At 68.2% G+C, this 19273-nt stretch carries 22 protein-coding genes; 2 read left to right on the top strand and 20 right to left on the bottom strand.

The genetic code is table 11. From position 1 onward, the window contains the following. Window positions 1-77: 77 nt before the first annotated feature. The 15 genes from trpA to hisD all read right to left on the bottom strand — a co-directional run bounded on the left by trpA (window position 78) and on the right by hisD (window position 12843). Window positions 78-887, bottom strand: coding sequence for a tryptophan synthase subunit alpha (trpA, locus tag BPODLACK_RS15725; RefSeq protein ID WP_024498861.1), 810 nt, complete (start codon window positions 885-887; stop codon window positions 78-80). Beyond that, window positions 884-2218, bottom strand: coding sequence for a tryptophan synthase subunit beta (trpB, locus tag BPODLACK_RS15720; RefSeq protein ID WP_159405623.1), 1335 nt, complete (start codon window positions 2216-2218; stop codon window positions 884-886). Before trpB ends, trpA begins: the two co-directional genes overlap by 4 nt. Before the next feature lie 61 nt (window positions 2219-2279). Then, window positions 2280-3098: an indole-3-glycerol phosphate synthase TrpC gene (trpC, locus tag BPODLACK_RS15715; protein WP_024498859.1), complete on the bottom strand. Its 819-nt coding sequence runs from the start codon at window positions 3096-3098 to the stop codon at window positions 2280-2282. Between the two features lie 196 nt (window positions 3099-3294). Beyond that, the gene (locus tag BPODLACK_RS15710) at window positions 3295-4065 is read right to left on the bottom strand and encodes a TIGR02234 family membrane protein (RefSeq protein ID WP_159405622.1); all 771 of its coding nucleotides are present in this window, start codon (window positions 4063-4065) and stop codon (window positions 3295-3297) included. After that, window positions 4062-5654 carry an anthranilate synthase component I gene (locus tag BPODLACK_RS15705; protein WP_159405621.1) on the bottom strand — a complete coding sequence of 531 codons (1593 nt, stop codon included), beginning with the start codon at window positions 5652-5654 and terminating at the stop codon, window positions 4062-4064. The genes BPODLACK_RS15710 and BPODLACK_RS15705 overlap by 4 nt, the downstream gene beginning before the upstream one ends. Further along, on the bottom strand, window positions 5651-5830 hold the full coding sequence (locus BPODLACK_RS15700; RefSeq protein WP_005196179.1) for a tautomerase family protein: 180 nt from the start codon (window positions 5828-5830) through the stop codon (window positions 5651-5653). The genes BPODLACK_RS15705 and BPODLACK_RS15700 overlap by 4 nt, the downstream gene beginning before the upstream one ends. A 39-nt stretch (window positions 5831-5869) precedes the next feature. Then, window positions 5870-6241 carry a phosphoribosyl-AMP cyclohydrolase gene (gene hisI, locus BPODLACK_RS15695; protein ID WP_024498856.1) on the bottom strand — a complete coding sequence of 124 codons (372 nt, stop codon included), beginning with the start codon at window positions 6239-6241 and terminating at the stop codon, window positions 5870-5872. Between the two features lie 19 nt (window positions 6242-6260). Beyond that, window positions 6261-7034 (bottom strand): imidazole glycerol phosphate synthase subunit HisF, encoded by a 774-nt coding sequence (gene hisF / locus BPODLACK_RS15690; protein WP_024498855.1) that lies wholly within the window; start codon window positions 7032-7034, stop codon window positions 6261-6263. Between the two features lie 110 nt (window positions 7035-7144). Next, window positions 7145-7966, bottom strand: coding sequence for an inositol monophosphatase family protein (locus BPODLACK_RS15685; RefSeq protein WP_159405620.1), 822 nt, complete (start codon window positions 7964-7966; stop codon window positions 7145-7147). Next, window positions 7966-8709: a bifunctional 1-(5-phosphoribosyl)-5-((5-phosphoribosylamino)methylideneamino)imidazole-4-carboxamide isomerase/phosphoribosylanthranilate isomerase PriA gene (gene priA / locus BPODLACK_RS15680; protein ID WP_159405619.1), complete on the bottom strand. Its 744-nt coding sequence runs from the start codon at window positions 8707-8709 to the stop codon at window positions 7966-7968. Before priA ends, BPODLACK_RS15685 begins: the two co-directional genes overlap by 1 nt. Before the next feature lie 64 nt (window positions 8710-8773). After that, on the bottom strand, window positions 8774-9085 hold the full coding sequence (locus tag BPODLACK_RS15675; RefSeq protein WP_159405618.1) for a hypothetical protein: 312 nt from the start codon (window positions 9083-9085) through the stop codon (window positions 8774-8776). Then, the gene (gene hisH / locus BPODLACK_RS15670) at window positions 9082-9723 is read right to left on the bottom strand and encodes an imidazole glycerol phosphate synthase subunit HisH (RefSeq protein ID WP_006437803.1); all 642 of its coding nucleotides are present in this window, start codon (window positions 9721-9723) and stop codon (window positions 9082-9084) included. Before hisH ends, BPODLACK_RS15675 begins: the two co-directional genes overlap by 4 nt. After that, window positions 9720-10343, bottom strand: coding sequence for an imidazoleglycerol-phosphate dehydratase HisB (hisB, locus tag BPODLACK_RS15665; protein ID WP_006437802.1), 624 nt, complete (start codon window positions 10341-10343; stop codon window positions 9720-9722). The genes hisH and hisB overlap by 4 nt, the downstream gene beginning before the upstream one ends. After that, window positions 10340-11503, bottom strand: coding sequence for a histidinol-phosphate transaminase (locus BPODLACK_RS15660; RefSeq protein ID WP_159405617.1), 1164 nt, complete (start codon window positions 11501-11503; stop codon window positions 10340-10342). The genes hisB and BPODLACK_RS15660 overlap by 4 nt, the downstream gene beginning before the upstream one ends. Then, the gene (hisD, locus tag BPODLACK_RS15655) at window positions 11500-12843 is read right to left on the bottom strand and encodes a histidinol dehydrogenase (protein ID WP_024498849.1); all 1344 of its coding nucleotides are present in this window, start codon (window positions 12841-12843) and stop codon (window positions 11500-11502) included. The genes BPODLACK_RS15660 and hisD overlap by 4 nt, the downstream gene beginning before the upstream one ends. A gap of 285 nt (window positions 12844-13128) precedes the next feature. Between hisD and BPODLACK_RS15650 the strand changes: the two genes are divergently transcribed. After that, window positions 13129-13584, top strand: coding sequence for a hemerythrin domain-containing protein (locus BPODLACK_RS15650; RefSeq protein WP_035760451.1), 456 nt, complete (start codon window positions 13129-13131; stop codon window positions 13582-13584). Window positions 13585-13640: 56 nt separating this feature from the next. On the opposite strand, the gene BPODLACK_RS15645 is transcribed toward BPODLACK_RS15650, so the two are convergent. From BPODLACK_RS15645 to BPODLACK_RS15625, 5 genes are all read right to left on the bottom strand, one after another. Further along, on the bottom strand, window positions 13641-14669 hold the full coding sequence (locus BPODLACK_RS15645; RefSeq protein WP_024498847.1) for an ABC transporter substrate-binding protein: 1029 nt from the start codon (window positions 14667-14669) through the stop codon (window positions 13641-13643). A 102-nt stretch (window positions 14670-14771) separates the two neighbouring features. Further along, window positions 14772-15143 carry a 4Fe-4S dicluster domain-containing protein gene (locus BPODLACK_RS15640; RefSeq protein ID WP_024498846.1) on the bottom strand — a complete coding sequence of 124 codons (372 nt, stop codon included), beginning with the start codon at window positions 15141-15143 and terminating at the stop codon, window positions 14772-14774. Beyond that, a complete protein-coding gene (locus BPODLACK_RS15635; protein ID WP_024498845.1) occupies window positions 15140-16753 on the bottom strand; it encodes an FAD-dependent oxidoreductase in 1614 nt (537 codons plus the stop codon). Before BPODLACK_RS15635 ends, BPODLACK_RS15640 begins: the two co-directional genes overlap by 4 nt. Then, the gene (locus BPODLACK_RS15630; protein WP_024498844.1) at window positions 16746-17501 is read right to left on the bottom strand and encodes an ABC transporter ATP-binding protein; all 756 of its coding nucleotides are present in this window, start codon (window positions 17499-17501) and stop codon (window positions 16746-16748) included. The genes BPODLACK_RS15635 and BPODLACK_RS15630 overlap by 8 nt, the downstream gene beginning before the upstream one ends. A gap of 3 nt (window positions 17502-17504) precedes the next feature. Further along, entirely contained in the window at window positions 17505-18380 is an 876-nt protein-coding gene (locus BPODLACK_RS15625; RefSeq protein WP_159405616.1) for an ABC transporter permease, read from the bottom strand. A 273-nt stretch (window positions 18381-18653) separates the two neighbouring features. On the opposite strand from BPODLACK_RS15625, the gene BPODLACK_RS15620 reads away from it, so the two are divergent. Continuing rightward, on the top strand, window positions 18654-19273 hold a 620-nt coding region (locus BPODLACK_RS15620; RefSeq protein WP_159405615.1), incomplete at its 3' end, for a DUF222 domain-containing protein.

Raw genomic sequence — 19273 nt, 5'->3', positions numbered from 1 at the left:
ACTCGACCAGCAGGACACGCAGGAGCCGCAGGAGACGCAGGAGACGCCGGCGAACGACTCGCGCAGCAGGGCCGGCGTCAGACGGCGGCGTGGCGCGACCGCACGCCCTCGGCGAGTTCTGCGGTGAGCGAAGCCAGTCGGTCCTGGCCGGCCTTGGCCGCGGTCACGAGTGCCGACCCGACGATGACGCCGTCGGCATAGGACGCGATCTGGGCGGCCTGTTCGCGGTTGCGGACACCGAGGCCGACGCCGATGGGGATGTCGGAGTACTCGCGGACGCGGGCGCACAGCTCGGGAGCCATGTCCGACACCGCGTCACGCGCACCGGTGACACCCATGGTGGATGCGGCGTACACGAATCCGCGCGATGCGTCGACGGTGTATGCGATGCGTTCCGTGGTCGACGACGGCGCGACCAGATAGATGCGGTCGAGCCCGTGCTCGTCGGAGGCCGCGTGCCATGCGGCCCCTTCCTCGGGGATCAGGTTCGGCGTGATGAGACCGGCGCCGCCGGCGTTGGCGAGATCGCGTGCGAACTTGTCGACGCCATACTGCAGCACCGGATTCCAGTAGGTCATCACGACCGCGTTGCCGCCCGCCGCGGTGATCGCCTCGACTGCCGTGAACACGTCATGGACGCGGACGCCGTTGGTGAGGGCGAGATCGGCGGCTTCCTGGATCGTCGGACCGTCCATCACCGGATCGGAGTAGGGCACCCCGACCTCGATGATGTCGCAACCGGCGTCGACCATCGTGCGGAAGGACGTCAGCGAATCGTCGACGGTCGGATAACCCACCGGGAGGTAGCCGATCAGGGCGGCGCGGTTCTCCGCGCGGCACTTGGCGAACACCGGTCCGGTTTTCGACGGGATCGTGTCTGCGCTCATGCCTGCTCTCCCGGTTGCCCGCTGGTGGTCTTCGCCTCGTCCTGTGACGGTGGGGGATCGAAGAGGCCGAACCAGCGCGCCGCGGTGTCGACGTCCTTGTCGCCGCGTCCGGAGAGGCTGACGACGATGATCGAGCCCTCGCCGAGTTCCTTGCCCAGCCTGAGCGAACCGGCGACCGCGTGGGCCGACTCGATGGCCGGGATGATCCCTTCCCGACGGCTCAACAGCGCCAGTGCGTCCATCGCCTCGGTGTCGGTGATCGGACGGTACTCGGCCCGGCCGGTGTCCTTGAGATAGGCGTGCTCGGGGCCGACGCCCGGGTAGTCGAGACCGGCGGAGATCGAGTGGGATTCGATCGTCTGACCGTCCTCGTCCTGCAACAGGTATGAGTACGCGCCCTGGAACGCTCCCGGCGTCCCGCCGGTGAAAGTCGCTGCGTGACGGCCGGATTCGACACCGTCACCGGCCGCCTCGAAACCGACTAGGCGAACGTCCTTGTCGTCGATGAAGGGGTGGAATATCCCGATCGCGTTGGAACCACCACCGACACAAGCGGTCACCGCGTCGGGCAGGCGTCCGGCCTTGTCCAGGATCTGGGCGCGAGCCTCGAGACCGACGACGCGCTGGAGGTCACGGACCATGACCGGGAACGGGTGAGGTCCCGCGGCGGTGCCGAAGCAGTAATACGTGTTGTGCGCGTTGGTGACCCAATCGCGCATCGCCTCGTTGATCGCGTCCTTGAGGGTTGCCGAACCGTTGTCGACGGCGATGACCTCGGCGCCGAGCAGGCGCATCCGAGCGACGTTGAGCGCCTGACGGTCGGTGTCGACGCGACCCATGTAGATCACGCACTCGAGACCCAGCAGCGCACACACGGTGGCGGTGGCGACACCGTGCTGACCGGCACCGGTCTCCGCGATGATGCGGTTCTTGCCCATCCGCTGAGCCAGAAGCGCTTGTCCCAGAACGTTGTTGATCTTGTGCGAGCCGGTGTGGTTGAGGTCCTCGCGTTTGAGGAAGATGCGCGCTCCCCCCGCATACTCGGCGAGACGCTTCGCTTCGTACAGCGGCGACGGCCGTCCGGCGTAATCACGCTGCAGACGGTCGAGTTCGGCGAGGAAGTCGTCGTCGGAGCGGATCTTGTAGAAGGTTGTGGTGACCTCGTCGATGACGGCCATCAACGCCTCCGGCACGTGCCGTCCGCCGTAGACGCCGAAGTGACCGCCCTCGTCGGGTTCGATCGACGTACGCGTGGTCAGTCCGGTGCTGGCGGGCGGAAGCACCGTGCTCGCGGAAGAATCAGGATGGGCCGAATCAGGATGGGCGGTCACTACATCTCACAGTCGATCGGGCCGACGACGACATGGACCGAACACGGCCCGAAGGCGTATGTCAGCGAACTGGTTTCGGGCACGACGGATGGGTACCCGCGGTGACCAGCTCACGCACCGCGGCGCGGGGGTCACCACTTGTCACGAGTCCCTCACCCACCAGGACGGCGTCGGCGCCCGCGCCGGCATAGGCCAGCAGGTCGGCGGTTCCACGAACGCCGGATTCCGCGATGCGGATGATCTCGGTCGGCAGGCCGGGGGCGATCCGCGAGAAGGTGTCCCGCTCGACCTGCAGGGTCTTCAGGTTTCGGGCGTTCACGCCGACCACCGACGCGCCGGCCTCGAGGGCACGGTCGGCTTCTTCCTCGGTGTGGACCTCCACAAGGGCGGTCATGCCCAGGCTCTCGGTGCGGTCGAGCAACGAGGCGAGGACGTTCTGTTCGAGGGCCGCCACGATGAGCAGGATGACGTCGGCGCCGTGGGCGCGGGCCTCGTGGATCTGATACGGCCCGACGATGAAGTCCTTGCGCAGGACCGGGATGTCGACCGCTGCACGAACGGCGTCGAGGTCGGCGAGTGATCCGTGGAAGCGACGCTCCTCGGTCAGCACGCTGATGATGCGGGCGCCGCCCTGTTCGTAGGCCTTGGCGAGTTCGGCGGGATCGCCGATCGAGGCGAGCTCCCCCTTCGACGGACTGGCGCGCTTGACCTCGGCGATCACACCGATGCCGGGCTGGCGGAGCGCCGCCATGACATCCCGGGGAGCGGGAGCCTTCGCCGAGGCGGCCTTGACAGCAGCGAAGTCGACCACCGCTTCACGTGCGGCGACGTCGGCTTTGACTCCCTCGATGATCGACTCGAGAACGTTGGGCATGCTCACAGCGACTCCGCTCCCTTCCGCTCGTCGTGTGGTCTCAGGGTAGACCGATCGTCTCGGCGGCCTGTCGTCGGGTTGGCCGAATCTCCACAAACCCGCAACCGTCCTCGACTGTTACGCATGTCTCAGTACGCATATCCCCGGCCTGTCGGGTGCGTCTCCCGGAGAACTCCGGTCGGGTCATTGCTCGCCCGGAGGGTCAGCGCTCGTCCGGATCGGACGACTCTGTCGGGTCGATCCCGGTGTCGAGCGCGTCCCACATCATGCGCTCGTTCGCGTCGGGATCGTCGCCGGGCCGGCCGTCCTTCCCGCCCGTCTCGACCTCGCCCGTGGCCGGGGTGTCACCGGTCGTGGCGTCCGCCGCGGCCGCCTTCTTCCTTCGCTCGTAATCGGCGAAGATCTCGGTCTCGAGCTCCTCCCGCCGGGCGGCGGGAGTCTTGTACTTGGACGACATCCTCGCACCCTTGGCCACCCGGAGCAGCACCACGGCGGCGACGACCGCGCACACGGTGCCGAGCAGCACCAGCGCGGCAGGCGGCCACTTGGTGTCGGTGTAGAGCACGATGTACCGGTCCGGGATGTCGCCCGCGTCGGCGGCGTACTCGGAGTCGGTGCCGCCGGTGATGAGTGAGATCGCCGGGAACGCGGCCAGCACACCGCCGGCGGCGACCAGCAGAGCGACGAGGCGCAGGCCCCAGCCCCGCACGGACAGCACCGCGGCGATACCGGCGAGATAGACCAGGGCGAGCGGCGTCAGCCAGGGGCTCCAGTCCGATCCCTTGACGTCGAACGCGCGCTGGGGTGAGAGGCCGTCCTCTGCCGAGACCGTCGCCCACGTCAGCCGGCTCGCACCCCAGAACGCGGCGGCGGTGGCCGCCATCAGGATCGCGGCGATGATCTGCGGACGGCGCGACGACTTCGGCCGGGACTTCGGCGCGGCGCCGTCGGCCGGCTGCTCGGCTGAGGTCACGACGTCTCCCCTCCAGGTGTCTCCCCGACCCTGCTCATCGTCGACGCGGCGGCCACGGCATTGAGCACCGCGGTGGCCTTGTTGCGTGCCTCGTTGTACTCGTATTCGGGTTCGCTGTCGGCGACCACGCCGCCACCGGCCTGCACGTAGGCGTGCCCGCGTGCGAGAAGCGCGGTGCGGATGGCGATGGCGGTGTCGGCGTTGCCGGCGAAGTCGAGGTAGCCGACGATGCCGCCGTACAGGCCGCGTCGTGTCTTCTCGTGTTCGTCGATCAGTTCCATCGCGCGCACCTTGGGCGCTCCGGTGAGGGTTCCCGCCGGGAAGCAGGCGGTGACCGCGTCGAGCGCGTGCTTGTCCGTTCGGAGGGTTCCCGAGACCGTCGACACCAAGTGCATGACGTGGCTGTACCGCTCGATGTGGCGGTAGTCGCTGACCTTCACCGTGCCCGGGACGCACACGCGACCGAGATCGTTGCGGCCGAGGTCGACGAGCATGAGGTGTTCGGCGTTCTCCTTCTCGTCCTCCAGAAGGCCCTTGCCGAGCAGCTGGTCCTCTTCCTCGGTGGCGCCCCGCCAGCGCGTTCCCGCGATGGGGTGCGTGGTCGCGACCCGGTCGGACACGGTGACCAGCGCCTCCGGGCTGCTGCCGACGATCGTGAACGGCTTGCGTGCGATCGCATCGGGAGCAGCGGTGTCGCTGTTCGCCTCGGTCCCCGGCATCCGCAGCAGGTACATGTACGGGCTGGGGTTGGACGCGCGGAGCACGCGGTAGACGTCCAGCGGATCGGCGTCGGTGTCCATCTCGAAACGCATCGAGGGGACGACCTGGAAGGCCTCGCCCGCCTCGATCTCGCCGACGAGGCTCGTGACGATCTCGCTGTACTCCTCCAGGGAGCGCTGCGCGGTGAAGTCCGGCTTGGGCCGGTCGAAGGTCGAGACGGTCGAGGACGCCGGTGCGGCGAGCGCCTCGGTCATCCGGTCCAGCCGCGCCACGGCGTCGGCGTAGGCCTCCTCGACGCGTTCGTCGGAGCCGTCCCAGTTCACCGCGTTGGCGATCAGAGTGATCGTGCCCTCGTGATGGTCGACGGCGGCGAGGTCGGTGGCCAGCACCATCATCATGTCCGGCAGGCCGAGGTCGTCGACGGTGGTCTCCGGGAGGCGTTCGAGACGCCGGACCATGTCATAGGCCATGAACCCGACGAAGCCACCGGTCAGCGGCGGCATACCCGGAAACGGGTCGGTCCGCAGGACGCGCAGCGACTCGGCCAGCACCTCGAGCGCGTCTCCACCTTCGGGCGCGCCCACCGGCACCGATCCCCACCAGTGCGCCTGACCGTCGACGACGGTCAGCGCCGATGGCGCTCCGGCCCCGATGAAGGACCAGCGCGACCAGGAGCGGCCGTTCTCCGCCGATTCCAGCAGGAAGGTGCCGGGACGGTCGCCGGCCAGCTTGCCGTACGCCGACAGCGGTGTCTCGGAATCGGCGAGCACTTTTCGGGTCACCGGCACCACGCGATGGTCGCGGGCGAGGTCGAGGAATTCGGAGAGGGACGTCGTGTGCGCCACGGCCGCCGAGTTCACGCCGCTCATCCGAGGGGCTCGCCGCCGACGCCCCACTGGGTGCGCGGTACCTCGGTGATCGTCACCCAGACGGAATCCGGGTTCTTGCCGGTTGCCTTGGCGTACGCCTCGGTCACCGCCGCGATGGTCTCGCGCTTGACGCGGTCGGAGAGTCCGGGGGTCTGCGAGATCTGGATGAGGGGCATGCAGCGTCACCGCCTTTCGGGTGTGATCACGATGGAAATCTACTGTGCGGAATCGACGGGACGGGCTTCTGTTCCGAAAGGCAGCGAGTCGGTGTCGAAACAGCTGTGGTTGCCGGTATGGCAGGCCGCGCCGACCTGGTCGACGACGAGCAGCACCGTGTCGCCGTCGCAGTCGAGGCGTGCGTCGTGCACGTACTGGGTGTGGCCGCTGGTCTCGCCCTTGACCCAGTACTCCTGGCGCGAGCGCGAATAGTAGGTCGCCGTGCGTGTCGCGAGGGTGCGCTCGAGGGCGGCATCGTCCATCCACGCGACCATCAGTACGTCACCCGTCGAGCGTTCCTGGGCGACCGCACTGAACAACCCGTCGGCGTTGCGCTTGAGACGTGCGGCGAGCTCCGGATCGAGTGCCATCAGCGTTCTCCTGCCTGTGTCATCGGACGGTGATCCCGGCGTCCCGCATGGCCGCCTTCACGTCGTGGATGGTGAGTTCACCGAAGTGGAACACCGAGGCGGCCAGCACCGCGTCCGCACCGGCCTCGACAGCGGGGGCGAAGTCCTCGACACGGCCGGCACCGCCGCTGGCGATGACCGGAACCTGCACGGCCTCGCGCACCGCCTTCAGCATGCGCAGGTCGAAACCCTGCTTGGTGCCGTCGGCGTCCATCGAGTTCAGCAGGATCTCGCCGACCCCGAGCTCCTGACCGCGCCGAGCCCACTCGATCGCGTCGATACCGGTGCCCTTGCGGCCACCGTGCGTGGTGACCTCCCAGCCTGACGGCGTCGGCTCGGAACCCTCCGGCACGGTCCGCGCGTCGACCGACAGGACGATGCACTGCGAACCGAACCGCCGGCTCATCTCGGCGAGGACCTCGGGACGTGCGATCGCGGCGGTGTTGACGCTGACCTTGTCCGCGCCCGCGCGCAGCATCGTGTCGACGTCCTCGACGGTGCGGATGCCGCCACCGACGGTGAGCGGGATGAACACCTGGTCGGCGGTCCGCTTGACGACGTCGATCATCGTCGAACGTCCCGAGCTCGACGCGGTGACGTCGAGGAAGGTCAGTTCGTCGGCACCCTCGCGGTCGTAGCGTTCGGCCAGTTCGACCGGATCTCCGGCGTCACGCAGGTTCTCGAAGTTGACGCCCTTGACCACTCGACCGTCGTCGACGTCGAGGCACGGGATGACCCGGGTCGCCAGCGTCATCGTCGTGACTCCTTCAGCTCGTTGACCTGTGGTGCTTCCATGGGATGCTCTCGCACCTCTCTCATCGGTGGCTGCCTCATCGGTGGCTGCCACGTCTCGGTTCTGCGGGGTCACGCCGACCAGTCCTCGACCGTTTCGTCGATCACCGCCATCAGCCCTGCGTGCACCGTGGGTGCGCCGGCCACCAGCGACGGGGACGCGACCGTCCAGCGCTCCCCCGCCAGGTCGGTGGCCACGCCACCCGCGGCGCGGACCAGTGCGGCGCCCGCCGCGTTGTCCCAGGGATGACGTCCGAAGGCAACAGCTCCGCCGAACACGCCCGAGGCGGTGAACGCCATGTCCACGCCGGTGCTGCCGGTCATCCGGATCCGTGCGACACGTGAGCTCAGCGCGCGCAGCAGGTCGGCCCGCTTGGATCCCGCATAGCGACCGCGCCCGGCCGCGTTGAACGGCCCGAAGGCGATCGCCGACTCGTCGAGGGCCGGATCGGGCGGTGATTCCACGGCCACACCGTTGACCATCAGTGGTCCGTCCGCGTGGGCCGCGTACTTCCGGTCCAGGAGCGGCAGCCAGGTCAGACCCAGCGTCGCCTCACCGTCGACGACGAGACCGAGCAGGATGCCGGTCAGCGGCATGCCCGCGGAGTAGTTGAAGGTCCCGTCGACCGGGTCGAGCACCCATACCGGGCCGTCGATCGGATCGGCACCGCCGAACTCCTCACCGTGGACGGGGATCTGCGTCCGGTCCTCGAGTTCGGCGGAGATCTGCCGTTCCAGGTCGAGGTCCACCTGGGTGGCGAAGTCCGTCCCGCCCTTGTGCACGGCGCTCGGCGCGCCCAGCCCTTCGACGAAGGTCTCCACGGCGGCGTCGAGGACCGATCCCGCGGTGTCGAGCAACCGCGGGAGGTCGAGCGAACTCTGGGCTGCGCTCATCAGACCCCGGCGACGGCCGTGAGCGCCTCGGGCAGGGTGAAGCGGCCGGCGTAGAGCGCCTTGCCGACGATCGCGCCCTCGACGCCCTGGTCGACGAGACCGGCGATCGCGATCAGATCGTCGACCGCCGAGACCCCGCCGGAGGCGACGATCGGTGCGTCGGTGGCCGCGGCGACCTCGGCGAGCAGTTCGAGGTTCGGGCCCTTGAGGGTGCCGTCCTTGGATACGTCGGTCACGACGTAGCGCGAGCAGCCGTCGCGGTTGAGGCGCTCGAGGACCTCCCACAGGTCGCCGCCGTCGGTGACCCAGCCGCGGCCGCGCAGCCGGTAGGACTCGCCGTCGCGGATGACGTCGAGGCCGACGGCGATGCGGTCTCCGTGGTCGGCGATCGCGCGGGCACACCATTCCGGGTTCTCGAGGGCCGCGGTACCGAGGTTGACGCGCGTACAACCGGTGGCCAGCGCCGCGGCGAGCGACTCGTCGTCGCGGATGCCGCCCGACAGTTCCACCTTCACGTCGAGTTCGCCGACCACACCGGCAAGGAGCTCACGGTTGTCACCACGGCCGAACGCGGCATCGAGATCGACGAGGTGAATCCACTCCGCACCGTCGTTCTGCCACGCCAGCGCCGCGTCACGCGGCGAACCGTACGAGGTCTCGGTGCCGGCCGCGCCCTGGACGAGGCGGACCGCCTGCCCGTCGGCGACGTCGACGGCGGGAAGGAGTTCGAGGGTGCTACCCATGGGTGGAGTTTTCCTGTCTGTTCTCGGGTCGGACTGTTGTGTCCTGGCTGTCGTGGGAGAGGGGTCAGGCCGGCGGGTGGTCGTCACGGGCTGCGATCAGATCGGCCCGCGCGCGGTTGACCATGCGATTTGCCACCGTACCGATCGCCGCGATCATCGCGACCACCGCCGCCAGCGCGGCGATCAGACCGGCGACCGGCGACCAGTTCGCCAGCAGGACGATGATCGGGATGGACACCGCCAGAACCAGCACACCGGCGCCGAGAGCGTAGAACGCGAGCTTGGCGATCGAGAAACCGCCGCCCGCCGACGGGGTGTCGGCAGAGTTCCCGACGGCCCCACCGCCTGCATCGCCGGCCGGCGTGCCGCCGGTCATGAGAGACCCTTCACCCAGTTCTCCAGGAGTTGGGCTCCGGCATCGCCGGACTTCTCCGGATGGAACTGCGTGGCCGAGAGCGGTCCGTTCTCGACGGCAGCCAGGAAACGTCCGCCGTGTTCGGCCCAGGTCAGCTTCGGGGCCGCGAGCGGCGAACCGACGTTGTCCATCTCCCAGCTCTGTGCGGCATACGAGTGCACGAAGTAGAAGCGGGTGTCGGCGTCGAGTCCGGCGAACAGCACCGAGTCCTCCGGGGCCTCCACGGTGTTCCAACCCATGTGCGGCAGGACCGGAGCCGGCAGCTGGGTGACGCTTCCGGGCCACTCCCCGCAACCTTCGGCCTCGACCCCGAACTCCACACCGCGTTCGAACAGGATCTGCATGCCGACGCAGATGCCCAGGACCGGGCGTCCGCCGGCGAGGCGCCGACCGATGATCCGGTCGCCCTTCACCGCGCGCAGACCTTCCATGCACGCAGCGAACGCACCGACACCGGGCACGACGAGACCGGTCGCCTCGAGTGCGGTGTTGAAGTCGGAGGTCACGGTCACCTGGGCGCCCGTGCGCTCGAGCGCCCGCTGCGCCGACCGCAGGTTGCCCGAACCGTAGTCGAGGATCGTGACGTCGGCCGCGCTCACAGGGCACCCTTCGTCGACGGCACACCGGTCACGCGTGCGTCGTATTCGGTTGCCGTGCGCAGGGCACGCGCAACGGCCTTGAACTCGGCCTCGGTGATGTGGTGCTGATCGCGGCCGTAGAGCACCCGCACGTGCAGGGCGATGCGGGCGTTGAGGGCGATCGACTCGAAGACGTGCCGATTGATGATCGTCGAGTACGGCACGCCCGGGTATCCGCCGATCACCGCGGTGAGCAGGTGGTCCGGTTCGCCGGTGTGCACGCAGTAAGGACGGCCGGACACATCGACGACGGCCTGCGCGAGGGTCTCGTCCATCGGGATCCAGGCGTCGCCGAAGCGGCGGATGCCCTTCTTGTCGCCGAGAGCCTGACCGAGCGCCTGTCCGAGGACGATGGCGGTGTCCTCGATGGTGTGGTGTCCCTCGACCTCGATGTCGCCCTCGGCCTTGACGGTGAGGTCGAAGCTGCCGTGCTGGCCGAACGCCGTCAGCATGTGGTCGTAGAACGCGATACCGGTGGAGATGTCGGTGATGCCGGTCCCGTCGAGATCGAGCTCGACCGAGATCGAGGATTCCTTGGTGGTCCGTTCGACCTTCGCGATGCGAGGCGCGGGGGTGCTCACTGAGAGTTCTCCAGATCTGTTGTTGCGAGCGTGCGGCTGACGTCGAGGAAGGCGTCGTTCTCGGGTGGGAGTCCGATGGTCACCCGCAGGTGGCCGGCGATCCCGACGTCCCGGATGAGGACACCGGCATCGAGGTAACGCTGCCAGGACGCGGGAGCATCCCGGAAGCCGCCGAACAGCACGAAGTTCGAGTCCGAGTCGACGACGCGGTAGCCGAAGCCGGTGAGCGCCGTCACCACGCGTTCGCGTTCGGCGATGATCTCGGCGACACCGGCGAGGGTGTCGTCGCTGTGACGCAGTGCGGCGCGTGCGGCGGCCTGGGTGAGCACCGACAGGTGGTACGGCAGGCGGACGAGCTGGATGGCGTCGACGACGGCCGGTGCTGCGGCGAGGTAGCCGAGGCGTCCGCCGGCAAAGGCGAAGGCCTTCGACATGGTGCGGCTGACGACGACCTTGGTCGGGAACTCGTCGATGAGCTCGGTCGCGCTCGGTGCGGACGAGAACTCGGCATACGCCTCGTCGACGATCACGATGCCGGGTGCGGCCTCGACGATGCGCCGCAGATCGGTGAGCGGGATCGAGCCACCGGTCGGGTTGTTGGGCGAGGTCACGAAGACCACGTCGGGTTCGCGGTTGGTGACCTCGGCGACCGCGTAGTCGATGTCGAGACCGAAGTCGGGTGAGCGCGCGGCGACGAGCCAGGCGGTGTCGGTGCCGTCGGAGATGATCGGGTGCATCGAGTACGACGGCACGAAGCCGAGCGCACGACGCCCGGGACCGCCGAACGCCTGCAGCAGTTGCTGCAGGATCTCGTTGGAACCGTTTGCGGCCCAGAGGTTTTCGGCACCGAGCTGCACTCCGGTGGCTCGGGTCAGGTAGGCGGCGAGGTCGGTACGCAGGGCGATCGCGTCGCGGTCGGGGTAGCGGTGCAGTTCCGCCGCGGCGTCACGGGCCGAGGCGGCGACGTCGTCGATCAGGGCCTGCGACGGCGGGTGCGGGTTCTCGTTGGTGTTGAGGATCACCGGCACCTTGAGTTGCGGTGCGCCATAGGCGGACTTACCGCGCAGGTTCTCGCGCAGCGGCAGGTCGTCGACGGTGATGCCCGAGCCCGGGACGTTGCTTCCCGTGACGTTCGTGACAGGCGCCTCCGATGCCGTCACGAGCGCACGCTCCCCGCGAAGCGCTGCTTGACCGCATCGCCGTGACCGGGCAGGTCCTCGGCATCGGCGAGGGTGACGACCTTGTCGGCGACCTCACGCAGTGCGGCCTCGTCGTAGTCGATGACGTGGACACCCTTGAGGAATGTCTGCACCGACAGGCCCGACGCGAAGCGCGCCGAACCCGAGGTCGGCAGAACGTGATTGGAGCCCGCGCAGTAGTCGCCGAGACTGACCGGCGCATACGGGCCGACGAAGATCGCACCCGCGTTGTGCACGCGGTCGGCGATCGCGGCGGCGTCGCGGGTCTGGATCTCGAGGTGTTCGGCGGCGTAGGCGTCGACGACGGCGAGACCGGCTTCGAGGTCGTCGACGAGGACGATGCCGGACTGCTCCCCCGACAACGCGGTCGTGACACGCTCGCGGTGCTTGGTCGCGGCGACCTGCTGGTCGAGTGCGACGTCGACGGCATCGGCGAGCTCGGTGCTGTCGGTGACGAGCACCGAGGCGGCGAGGACGTCGTGTTCGGCCTGGCTGATGAGGTCGGAGGCGAGGATGCCCGCGTCGGCCGAGTCGTCGGCGAGGATCGCGATCTCGGTGGGTCCGGCCTCCGAGTCGATGCCGACCACGCTGCGGCACAACCGCTTGGCGGCGGTGACGTAGATGTTGCCCGGGCCGGTGATCAGGTCGACCGGGTCGAGGACGGCGCCCGGCTCGTCGGCGGCATCGGTATCGGTTCCTCCGTAGGCGAGCAGCGCGACGCCCTGTGCACCGCCGACCGCCCACACCTCGTCGACGCCGAGAAGCGCGCAGGCGGCGAGGATGGTCGGGTGTGGCCAGCCACCGAAGTCCTTCTGCGGAGGCGACGCGACGACCAACGAGCCGACGCCGGCCTCCTGCGCGGGGACGACGTTCATGATCACCGAAGACGGATAGACCGCGTTGCCGCCGGGAACGTAGAGCCCCACGCGACGCACCGGAATCCACTTCTCGCTGACGACACCGCCGTCGACGACCTGGGTGTGGGTGGTCTCGCGCCGCTGGTCGGAGTGCACCTTGCGCGCACGGGTGATGGATTCGCGGAGCGCGTCGGCGACCTGGGGGTCGAGACCGGCGAGGGCATCGGCGATGACCTGGGCGGGGACCCGCACCGAGGCGGGCCGCACACCGTCGAACTTCTCCCCGAATTCCAGCGCCGCGGGCGTGCCGGTCTCGGCCACCGCATGCACAACCGGCGTCACCGTGTCGAGTACGGCATTGACGTCGGTACCCCCGCGGGGCAGCGCGCGACGCAATTCGGCGAGCGTCGGCGTGCTACCGCGCAGGTCAATTCGGGCGAGCATGATCTCTCCTGGTCGGTGCGGGAATTTACCCGTCCAGGATACGGGTCGGTGGCCAGCGGGTTTCTGGTGCGGGTGGGGAGGGTGTGCCGACGTCTCGCGTACTCGTCGTTCCCGACCACCGCCGACCGGCGAGAGACACGCGACAACCCATCATTCCTCGTACCGTGGGATGTGGGTGGAGGGCTCACATTCCCGCAACCGGACCGAACGAGCGGACCGTCGAGGGACGGCGGGGTGAGTGGACAGAGAGGTGAGAGAGTGTGCCAATACTGCGGTTGCCGGGACATGCCGCTCCTGCGGGATTACACCGCCGAACACGAGCGGGCCGTGAACCTCGGCGGCGATGCGGTCCGCGCACTCGATGCGGGTGACGTGGATCGTGCACGTGACCTCGCCGGAAGGCTGACAGTCGAACTCCGGTCGCACTGGCGTGGCGAAGAAGACGGCCTGTTCTCCCAGCTGCTCGACTCCGAACACGACCTCTTCGCCGAATACATCGACCCGCTCGTCACCGAGCATCGCGAACTCGGCACCTTCCTGGACTCGATGGACCTGTCAATCCCGGAAGACCGGGACCGATTCCGACGCGAGGTCTTCGCCCTGCACCGGCACATCGCGAAGGAGGAGGACGCCCTCTTCCCCGCGTCGGTCACCACCCTCGACGGCGACCAGTGGGACGCCGCGATCGCCGCGTGGGAAGCCGCCCACCCCGGTGAGCGACTACTGGGCACCGGGATCTAGGCGGCCGGGACCCTTGACCGGCCGCGGGAGCCGCATGAGTACGGAGGCACCTCCGATCAGGGGTTCTTGTCGATCGGCGACCGCTGGAACCAGCTCTCGAGGTCGAAGTCGGACTTGATGCTGCCCTGCTCGACGAGGAACGCCTTGGTGCCGGTGAGCAGTTCGACGGCATCCGCGGGGAACGGTTCTTCGGAGTACCCGTCGGGATTCGCTGCGGCACGGACCGCCGCCTCGGGAGCCTTGGAGTTGCCGAGTTCGAACTGCAGATACTCGTCCCAGTGGTCCTTGGCGTAGTCGACCGCGGAGGCGTGCAGCTTCTGCCAGATGGGCGCGAACTCTGGGTTCTTGGTGAGGAACTCCTCGCTGCTGACGGTCACACTGGTCCCGGCGAGATTCGGACGGTCCCGGTAGACGGAGTCGACGAGGTGGAACCCCTTCCCTTCGAACGTCTGCAGGGCGACCGACGGGATGACGCCCGGGAGGGCCGCTGCATCGATCTCGCCCGAGTTGAGTGGCGCCTCTTGATCTGCCGGGTACAGATGGATCAGGTTCGCCGAGATCCCCTCCTCGGCCAGGGCTCCCTGCAGGTACCGGTCGATGTAGGACCCCTTCGGGACTCCGATGTTCTTGCCCGCGAGGTCCGAGAGTGTCTTGATGGACGGGTCCTTCGCGACGACGCCGGCGTCGTTGTTGAACTGCTGAACCGCGACCAGTCGCGTCTGCAGGCCGGATCCGCGGGCCACCAACGCGGGCGTGTCGCCGTAGTTGGCCACGTCGAGTCGCCCCCCGACGAGGGCCTGGTTCAGATCGGGACCGTTCGGGAAACTGAACACCTCCACCTTGCTGACCCCGAGAGGCGCGAACGCCTCGAGGAGTTCGCCGCGGCTGTGTGCGAACCCGACCGGGCCGGCGATGACGTTGCTGGAACCGATGACACCGATACGGAGGGTGTCGATGACGTCGCGCTGGGCCGAGGACGTGTCGTCGGATCCGCATGCGGCGACGGCCATGACCGCAGATGCGGCCGCAAGGACGGCGACCGTGCGCGTGAATCGGCGGATCGGATGACGGCGGTCGATGTTCATGGGTGAGTTCTCTGTTCGTGGCGCGATCCCGGCAAAGGCATGACGAGAGCGCGCGGGTTCGGTGAACCGGTTGCGGTTCAGGTGATTTCGACTGAGGTGTGTTCAGCCGATGGAGGGAGAGGGTTCGTCGAGGATTCGCTCGACGAGCCGTGGCGGCGGATCCCCGTGCGGAATGGGCGGTCCGACGGCCGTTCGGCTTCCCGGCTGACGCCCCTTCCCCCAGCCCAGCTTCTCGCGGTAACTGCCGATCAGTTCCTCGCGGACCGTGTCATCGGAACCGATCGGCGTCGATTGAGGACTGACATAGAGCGCGTCGGTCGGGCAGTACGCCTCGCACATGAAACACGTCTGGCAGTCCGACTGTCGCGAGATCACCGGGATACCGTCTGTGCCCGTGTCGAAGACGTTCGTCGGGCAGACGTTCACGCACTTGTCGCAGGCGATGCAGGCGGACGCGACGACGAGTTCGATCATGCCGGAATCCTCGCGAGAGTCCCGGTTCCGACGTGGCCGGTCGGGCGAGGGCCGGAGACCCACACCTCGTCGAGTCCACCGGTACGCACATGTGCCTGCTGGGCGGGATCGAGACCCGGGATGTCGTCGCGCTTGCTCATCCCGCGGGATTCGGTGCGCGCCAGCGCCGATCGATAGATCCAGCGTCCGACGGCGGTGATCGCGGCGGCCTCTCTCGTCCGGATGCGACCTGCCGGCGTCGGCGCTCCATAGGAGCTGTCGGCGACGCCGTCCCACAGGGAATCGAGCCCCCGCAGAGCAGCGGCCATCCGATCACCGGTGCGAATGTAGTTCTTGTCGAACGGAGTCAGCTCGGCCTGCGCCGCTGCCACGACCTCGTCGGCGCTGAGCGAGCCGTGGGTGAGCGACAACCCGACGGTCCCCGCGCCGCGGAGCCGGTCGATCGGCACCGCGCCGCCCGCGCTGCGGGACGCTCGGGCGGCCGCCGCACCGGCGAAGCTGCCGGAGGACATCGCCCACGCCGAATTGTGGCTGCCACCACCGGTGAAGCCGCCACAGATGCGCTCGCGGGTCGCCGCGTCGCCGGCCGCGTACAGGCCGGGTACTCCCGTCCAGCAGTCGTCGTCGACGACGTCGATGCCGCCGGTTCCCCGCACGGTTCCCTCGGCGAGCAGGTCGACCTCGAAACGCTGTGTGAACGGGTCGATTCCACGGCGATCGAACTGCAGGAAGAAGTTGGGTTGCCCCTTCCGCATCTTCGCTGCGACCGTCTCGTCGGCACGGTCGAGTTGGGCGAAGACGGGTTCGTTCAGCAACGTCCGGGCGATCATCGACCTCCCCTTCATCGACCCCGCGCCCTCGACGATGCGTCCGTCGGCGTGGAAGAAGGTCGCGTACCCGTAGTACGCGGTCTTCGTTACCGTCGAGCCTTTGGGGACGATGGCGTAGGCGTTCGCGAACTCCATGCCGGAGAACGACGCCCCGACCTCGGCTGCCATGAGTGCACCGTCACCGGTGTCGACGTTGGTGCCCAGCGCTGTGGACAAGAACGCGCAGCCACCGGTGGCGAGGACGACCGCCCCTGCCGTGACGCGGAAGTCGCGATCGGCCTGGCGCTGGTAGCCCACCGCGCCGCCCACCGCGCCGGACGCGTCGGTGAGGAGTTCGAGAACCGGCGAATGGTCCAGGATCTGCACACCGCGGCGCTGGACCCAGGCCCGCATCCGTCGCATGTACTCGGGGCCCTGGACGCCGGTACGGATGGGTTCGCCGGTTCGGTCGTCGACCGGGAACGGATACCGGCCCTCGGTGCCCAGCCGGTGCATATTGGCGTAGGTCTGGTCGAGCACCCGGTCCATCCACGCGTGGTCGGCGAGGTTTCCGCCCAGCGTCTCGCGGCTCGCCTTGGCCTTGGCGCGCTCGTCAGGATCGGGAGCCACGTACCAGACACCGGTTCCGGCGGGCGCCGTCGTGCCCGAGGTACCGCAGTATCCCTTGTCGACGATGATGACCTCCGCACCCGCGTCGCGGGCATGGATGGCCGCCCAGGTGGCCGCCGGCCCGCCGCCGATCACGAGCACATCGGTGGACAGCGTCAGTTGCTCAGACATGTGTGTACTCCTGATCAGTGGTGGTCGTTCGGATGGGTTCGCCGTCGCCGACACCGAGTCCGGCGAGCAGACGCGAACGTAGGGCGACGAACTCGGGATCGGTCACCCGGCGAGGACGGGGAAGGTCGACGACGATCTCCTCGTCGATGTGGCCGCCCCGCAGGATCAGGGCGCGATCGGCGAGCAGCAACGCCTCTTCCACGTCGTGGGTGACGAGAAGAGTTGCCGGGCGATGTGTTTCCCACAGTCGCGCGACGAGCTTCTGGGCGTTGATCCTGGTCAGTGCGTCCAGTGCACCGAACGGTTCGTCGAGCAACAGCAGTTCGGGCTCGCGGACGAGGCCGCGGGCCAGTGCCGTCCGCTGCGCCTCGCCACCCGACAGGGTCGAGGGCCACGCGTCGGACTTCGAGGCGAGACCGACCTCCTCGAGCGCGCGTCTTGCACGGTCCCGCGTGTTGCCGCCGCGTAGGCCGAGAGCGACATTGCGCCATACGGACAACCACGGCATGAGCCGGTGTTCCTGGAACACGATGGCCTTGGCGGCCGGGGCCTCGATGATGCCGGTGAATCCACGGTCGAGGCCACCGATCCCCCGCAACAGCGTGCTCTTGCCCGAGCCACTCGCCCCGAGGAGGGCGACGAACTCTCCCGGTTCGATGGTCAGATCGACGTCGGCCAGGACCGTCCGCCCGTCGAACTCGCGGCCTGCTCCGGCGACCACAACCCTGTTCTCGTTACCGATGACCATCTGTCACCGACCTTCGAATCCGTTGCGCCAGGACAGGAACCGGCGTTCGAGCACACGCACGGCGATGTCGGTCAGCAGACCGAGGATCGCGTAGATGACCAGCACCAGGAAGATCTGGTCGGTGCGGAGGTATTCCTTCGCGTCGTTCATCAGGAAGCCGAGACCGACGGGCGTCGTCTGCATCTCCGCGACGACGAGCACCAGCCAGCCGATACCCAGCGCCTGGCGGAGGCCGACGAAGATCTGCGGCAGTGCACCGGGAAGGACGACGTATCGGATCAGCTCGAACCGTGTCAGTTCCAACGACTCCGCGGCCTCGATCAGTTTCTGGTCGACCCCACGGATGCCGGCGACGACATTGAGATAGATCGGGAAGATCGGCGCCACGATGATGAGTGCGATCTTGAACTCGTCGCCGATCCCGAACCAGATGATGAACACCGGCACCAGTGCGACAGCCGGCATCATGCGCAGTACCTGGACGGGCGCGTTGACCAAATCCTCGGCGACCTTGAACAGTCCGGCGGCGGCACCCAGGACGGCACCGATGACGATACCGATGGCCAGGCCGATGGCCACTCGACGCCCGGAGGCGGCGAGGTGGGTCCACAGTTCACCGGTGCGAACGAGTTCCCAACCGGCGGTGACCACCTCGGTCGGCGCAGGCGTGGTGGCACCCAACCAGTCTCGTGCTCCGAGCTGCCAGACACCGACCACGAGGATCAGGCCGATGGACTGGCGCAGGACACGAATCGAATTGGTACGCAGGAGCGGGAGTCGGCGCGAGCGCGACGTGGACCGCACCGGCGTCGCCGCGGTCGCTGGTGCCGCGGGCACGGCACCGACGACACCCGGAGGCGTCGAGAGCTCGAGAGTCATGAGAGATCCGCCTGAGAAGTGGGCTGGCCAGGACGTTTCGGACGCTACTGACACGTCCCACCGTGAGGGACCCTTTGGCCCAGAGTGATTCAGAACACCCCACCGCCCGAACGACAGAGTGATCTGCGGTCATCATGCACCGAAGTCCCGCGCGTCCTAGCACGCCGTACCGACAATTCGCGACGGATAACTGATGATCGGTTTTCATTGCACGGCAACGCGATAGCGCGTACTGTCGAACATACATTCGCAGGACGGACGGGGGTGTGCAGCATGTCCAGCAGTGAAGCCATCATCACTTCAGACGTGCCGCCGTCGCGGGCCACCGAACTCGTTCGCAGTCTGCACGCCCTCATTGATGGGATCCAGACTGTCGATCTGGCCTCGTGCACCGATTCCGAACTCGTGGAGGTCGCCGCGGAGACCGAACGTGCCGTCGCGCGACTGAGTTTCGCCGGGGACCGTCAGGTCGTCGAAGCCACCGAACGTGACCTACCCCGTAAGACCGGGCACCGCAGCGTCATCCAGTTCATGACCCACCGCCTCCGGATCGCCGAACCCATGCGGCGCCGCGACCAGATGTCGGCCACCGCAACCTTTCCCAGCCCTACCGGCGAACCACTCCCACCCCAGCACCCCACCCTGGCCGACGCCTTCGCCGACGGACATGTCGGCCCCGCCCATGTGCGTGCGGTCATCGACGTGCTCGACCAGATCCCGCACGCCGTCGACCACGACGTGAAGATCGCCGCCGAACGACAGATGACCGAAATCGCCGTCGACCACACCCCCGCCGACATCACCAACCTCGGCGCACGCCTGTTGGCCCACCTCGACCCCGACGGAACACTCGCCGACGACACCGACCGCAAACGCCGTCGCAAACTGTCGGT

Origin of the sequence: Gordonia sp. YY1 (assembly GCF_009872315.1) — a bacterium.
In the GTDB taxonomy this organism is placed as follows: Bacteria; Actinomycetota; Actinomycetes; order Mycobacteriales; family Mycobacteriaceae; genus Gordonia; species Gordonia amicalis.
Note: the sequence above shows the minus strand (reverse complement) of the source record. Positions and strands in the feature narration are given on the sequence as shown.

Bases quoted from the DNA above. Each gene is read 5' to 3' on its own strand.
- hisD (WP_024498849.1), bottom strand. From the start codon at position 12,843: ATGCTCGCCCGAATTGACCTGCGCGGTAGCACGCCGACGCTCGCCGAA.
- hisF (WP_024498855.1), bottom strand. From the start codon at position 7,034: ATGACGCTGGCGACCCGGGTCATCCCGTGCCTCGACGTCGACGACGGT.
- BPODLACK_RS15640 (WP_024498846.1), bottom strand. From the start codon at position 15,143: ATGATCGAACTCGTCGTCGCGTCCGCCTGCATCGCCTGCGACAAGTGC.
- BPODLACK_RS15635 (WP_024498845.1), bottom strand. From the start codon at position 16,753: ATGTCTGAGCAACTGACGCTGTCCACCGATGTGCTCGTGATCGGCGGC.
- BPODLACK_RS15645 (WP_024498847.1), bottom strand. From the start codon at position 14,669: ATGAACATCGACCGCCGTCATCCGATCCGCCGATTCACGCGCACGGTC.
- trpA (WP_024498861.1), bottom strand. From the start codon at position 887: ATGAGCGCAGACACGATCCCGTCGAAAACCGGACCGGTGTTCGCCAAG.
- BPODLACK_RS15630 (WP_024498844.1), bottom strand. From the start codon at position 17,501: ATGGTCATCGGTAACGAGAACAGGGTTGTGGTCGCCGGAGCAGGCCGC.
- hisI (WP_024498856.1), bottom strand. From the start codon at position 6,241: ATGGCACTCGATCCGGAGCTCGCCGCACGTCTCAAGCGCAACGCCGAC.
- BPODLACK_RS15685 (WP_159405620.1), bottom strand. From the start codon at position 7,966: ATGAGCGCAGCCCAGAGTTCGCTCGACCTCCCGCGGTTGCTCGACACC.
- BPODLACK_RS15700 (WP_005196179.1), bottom strand. From the start codon at position 5,830: ATGCCCCTCATCCAGATCTCGCAGACCCCCGGACTCTCCGACCGCGTC.
- BPODLACK_RS15705 (WP_159405621.1), bottom strand. From the start codon at position 5,654: ATGAGCGGCGTGAACTCGGCGGCCGTGGCGCACACGACGTCCCTCTCC.
- BPODLACK_RS15675 (WP_159405618.1), bottom strand. From the start codon at position 9,085: ATGACCGGCGGCACGCCGGCCGGCGATGCAGGCGGTGGGGCCGTCGGG.
- priA (WP_159405619.1), bottom strand. From the start codon at position 8,709: ATGGGTAGCACCCTCGAACTCCTTCCCGCCGTCGACGTCGCCGACGGG.
- BPODLACK_RS15650 (WP_035760451.1), top strand. From the start codon at position 13,129: ATGCCGCTCCTGCGGGATTACACCGCCGAACACGAGCGGGCCGTGAAC.
- BPODLACK_RS15625 (WP_159405616.1), bottom strand. From the start codon at position 18,380: ATGACTCTCGAGCTCTCGACGCCTCCGGGTGTCGTCGGTGCCGTGCCC.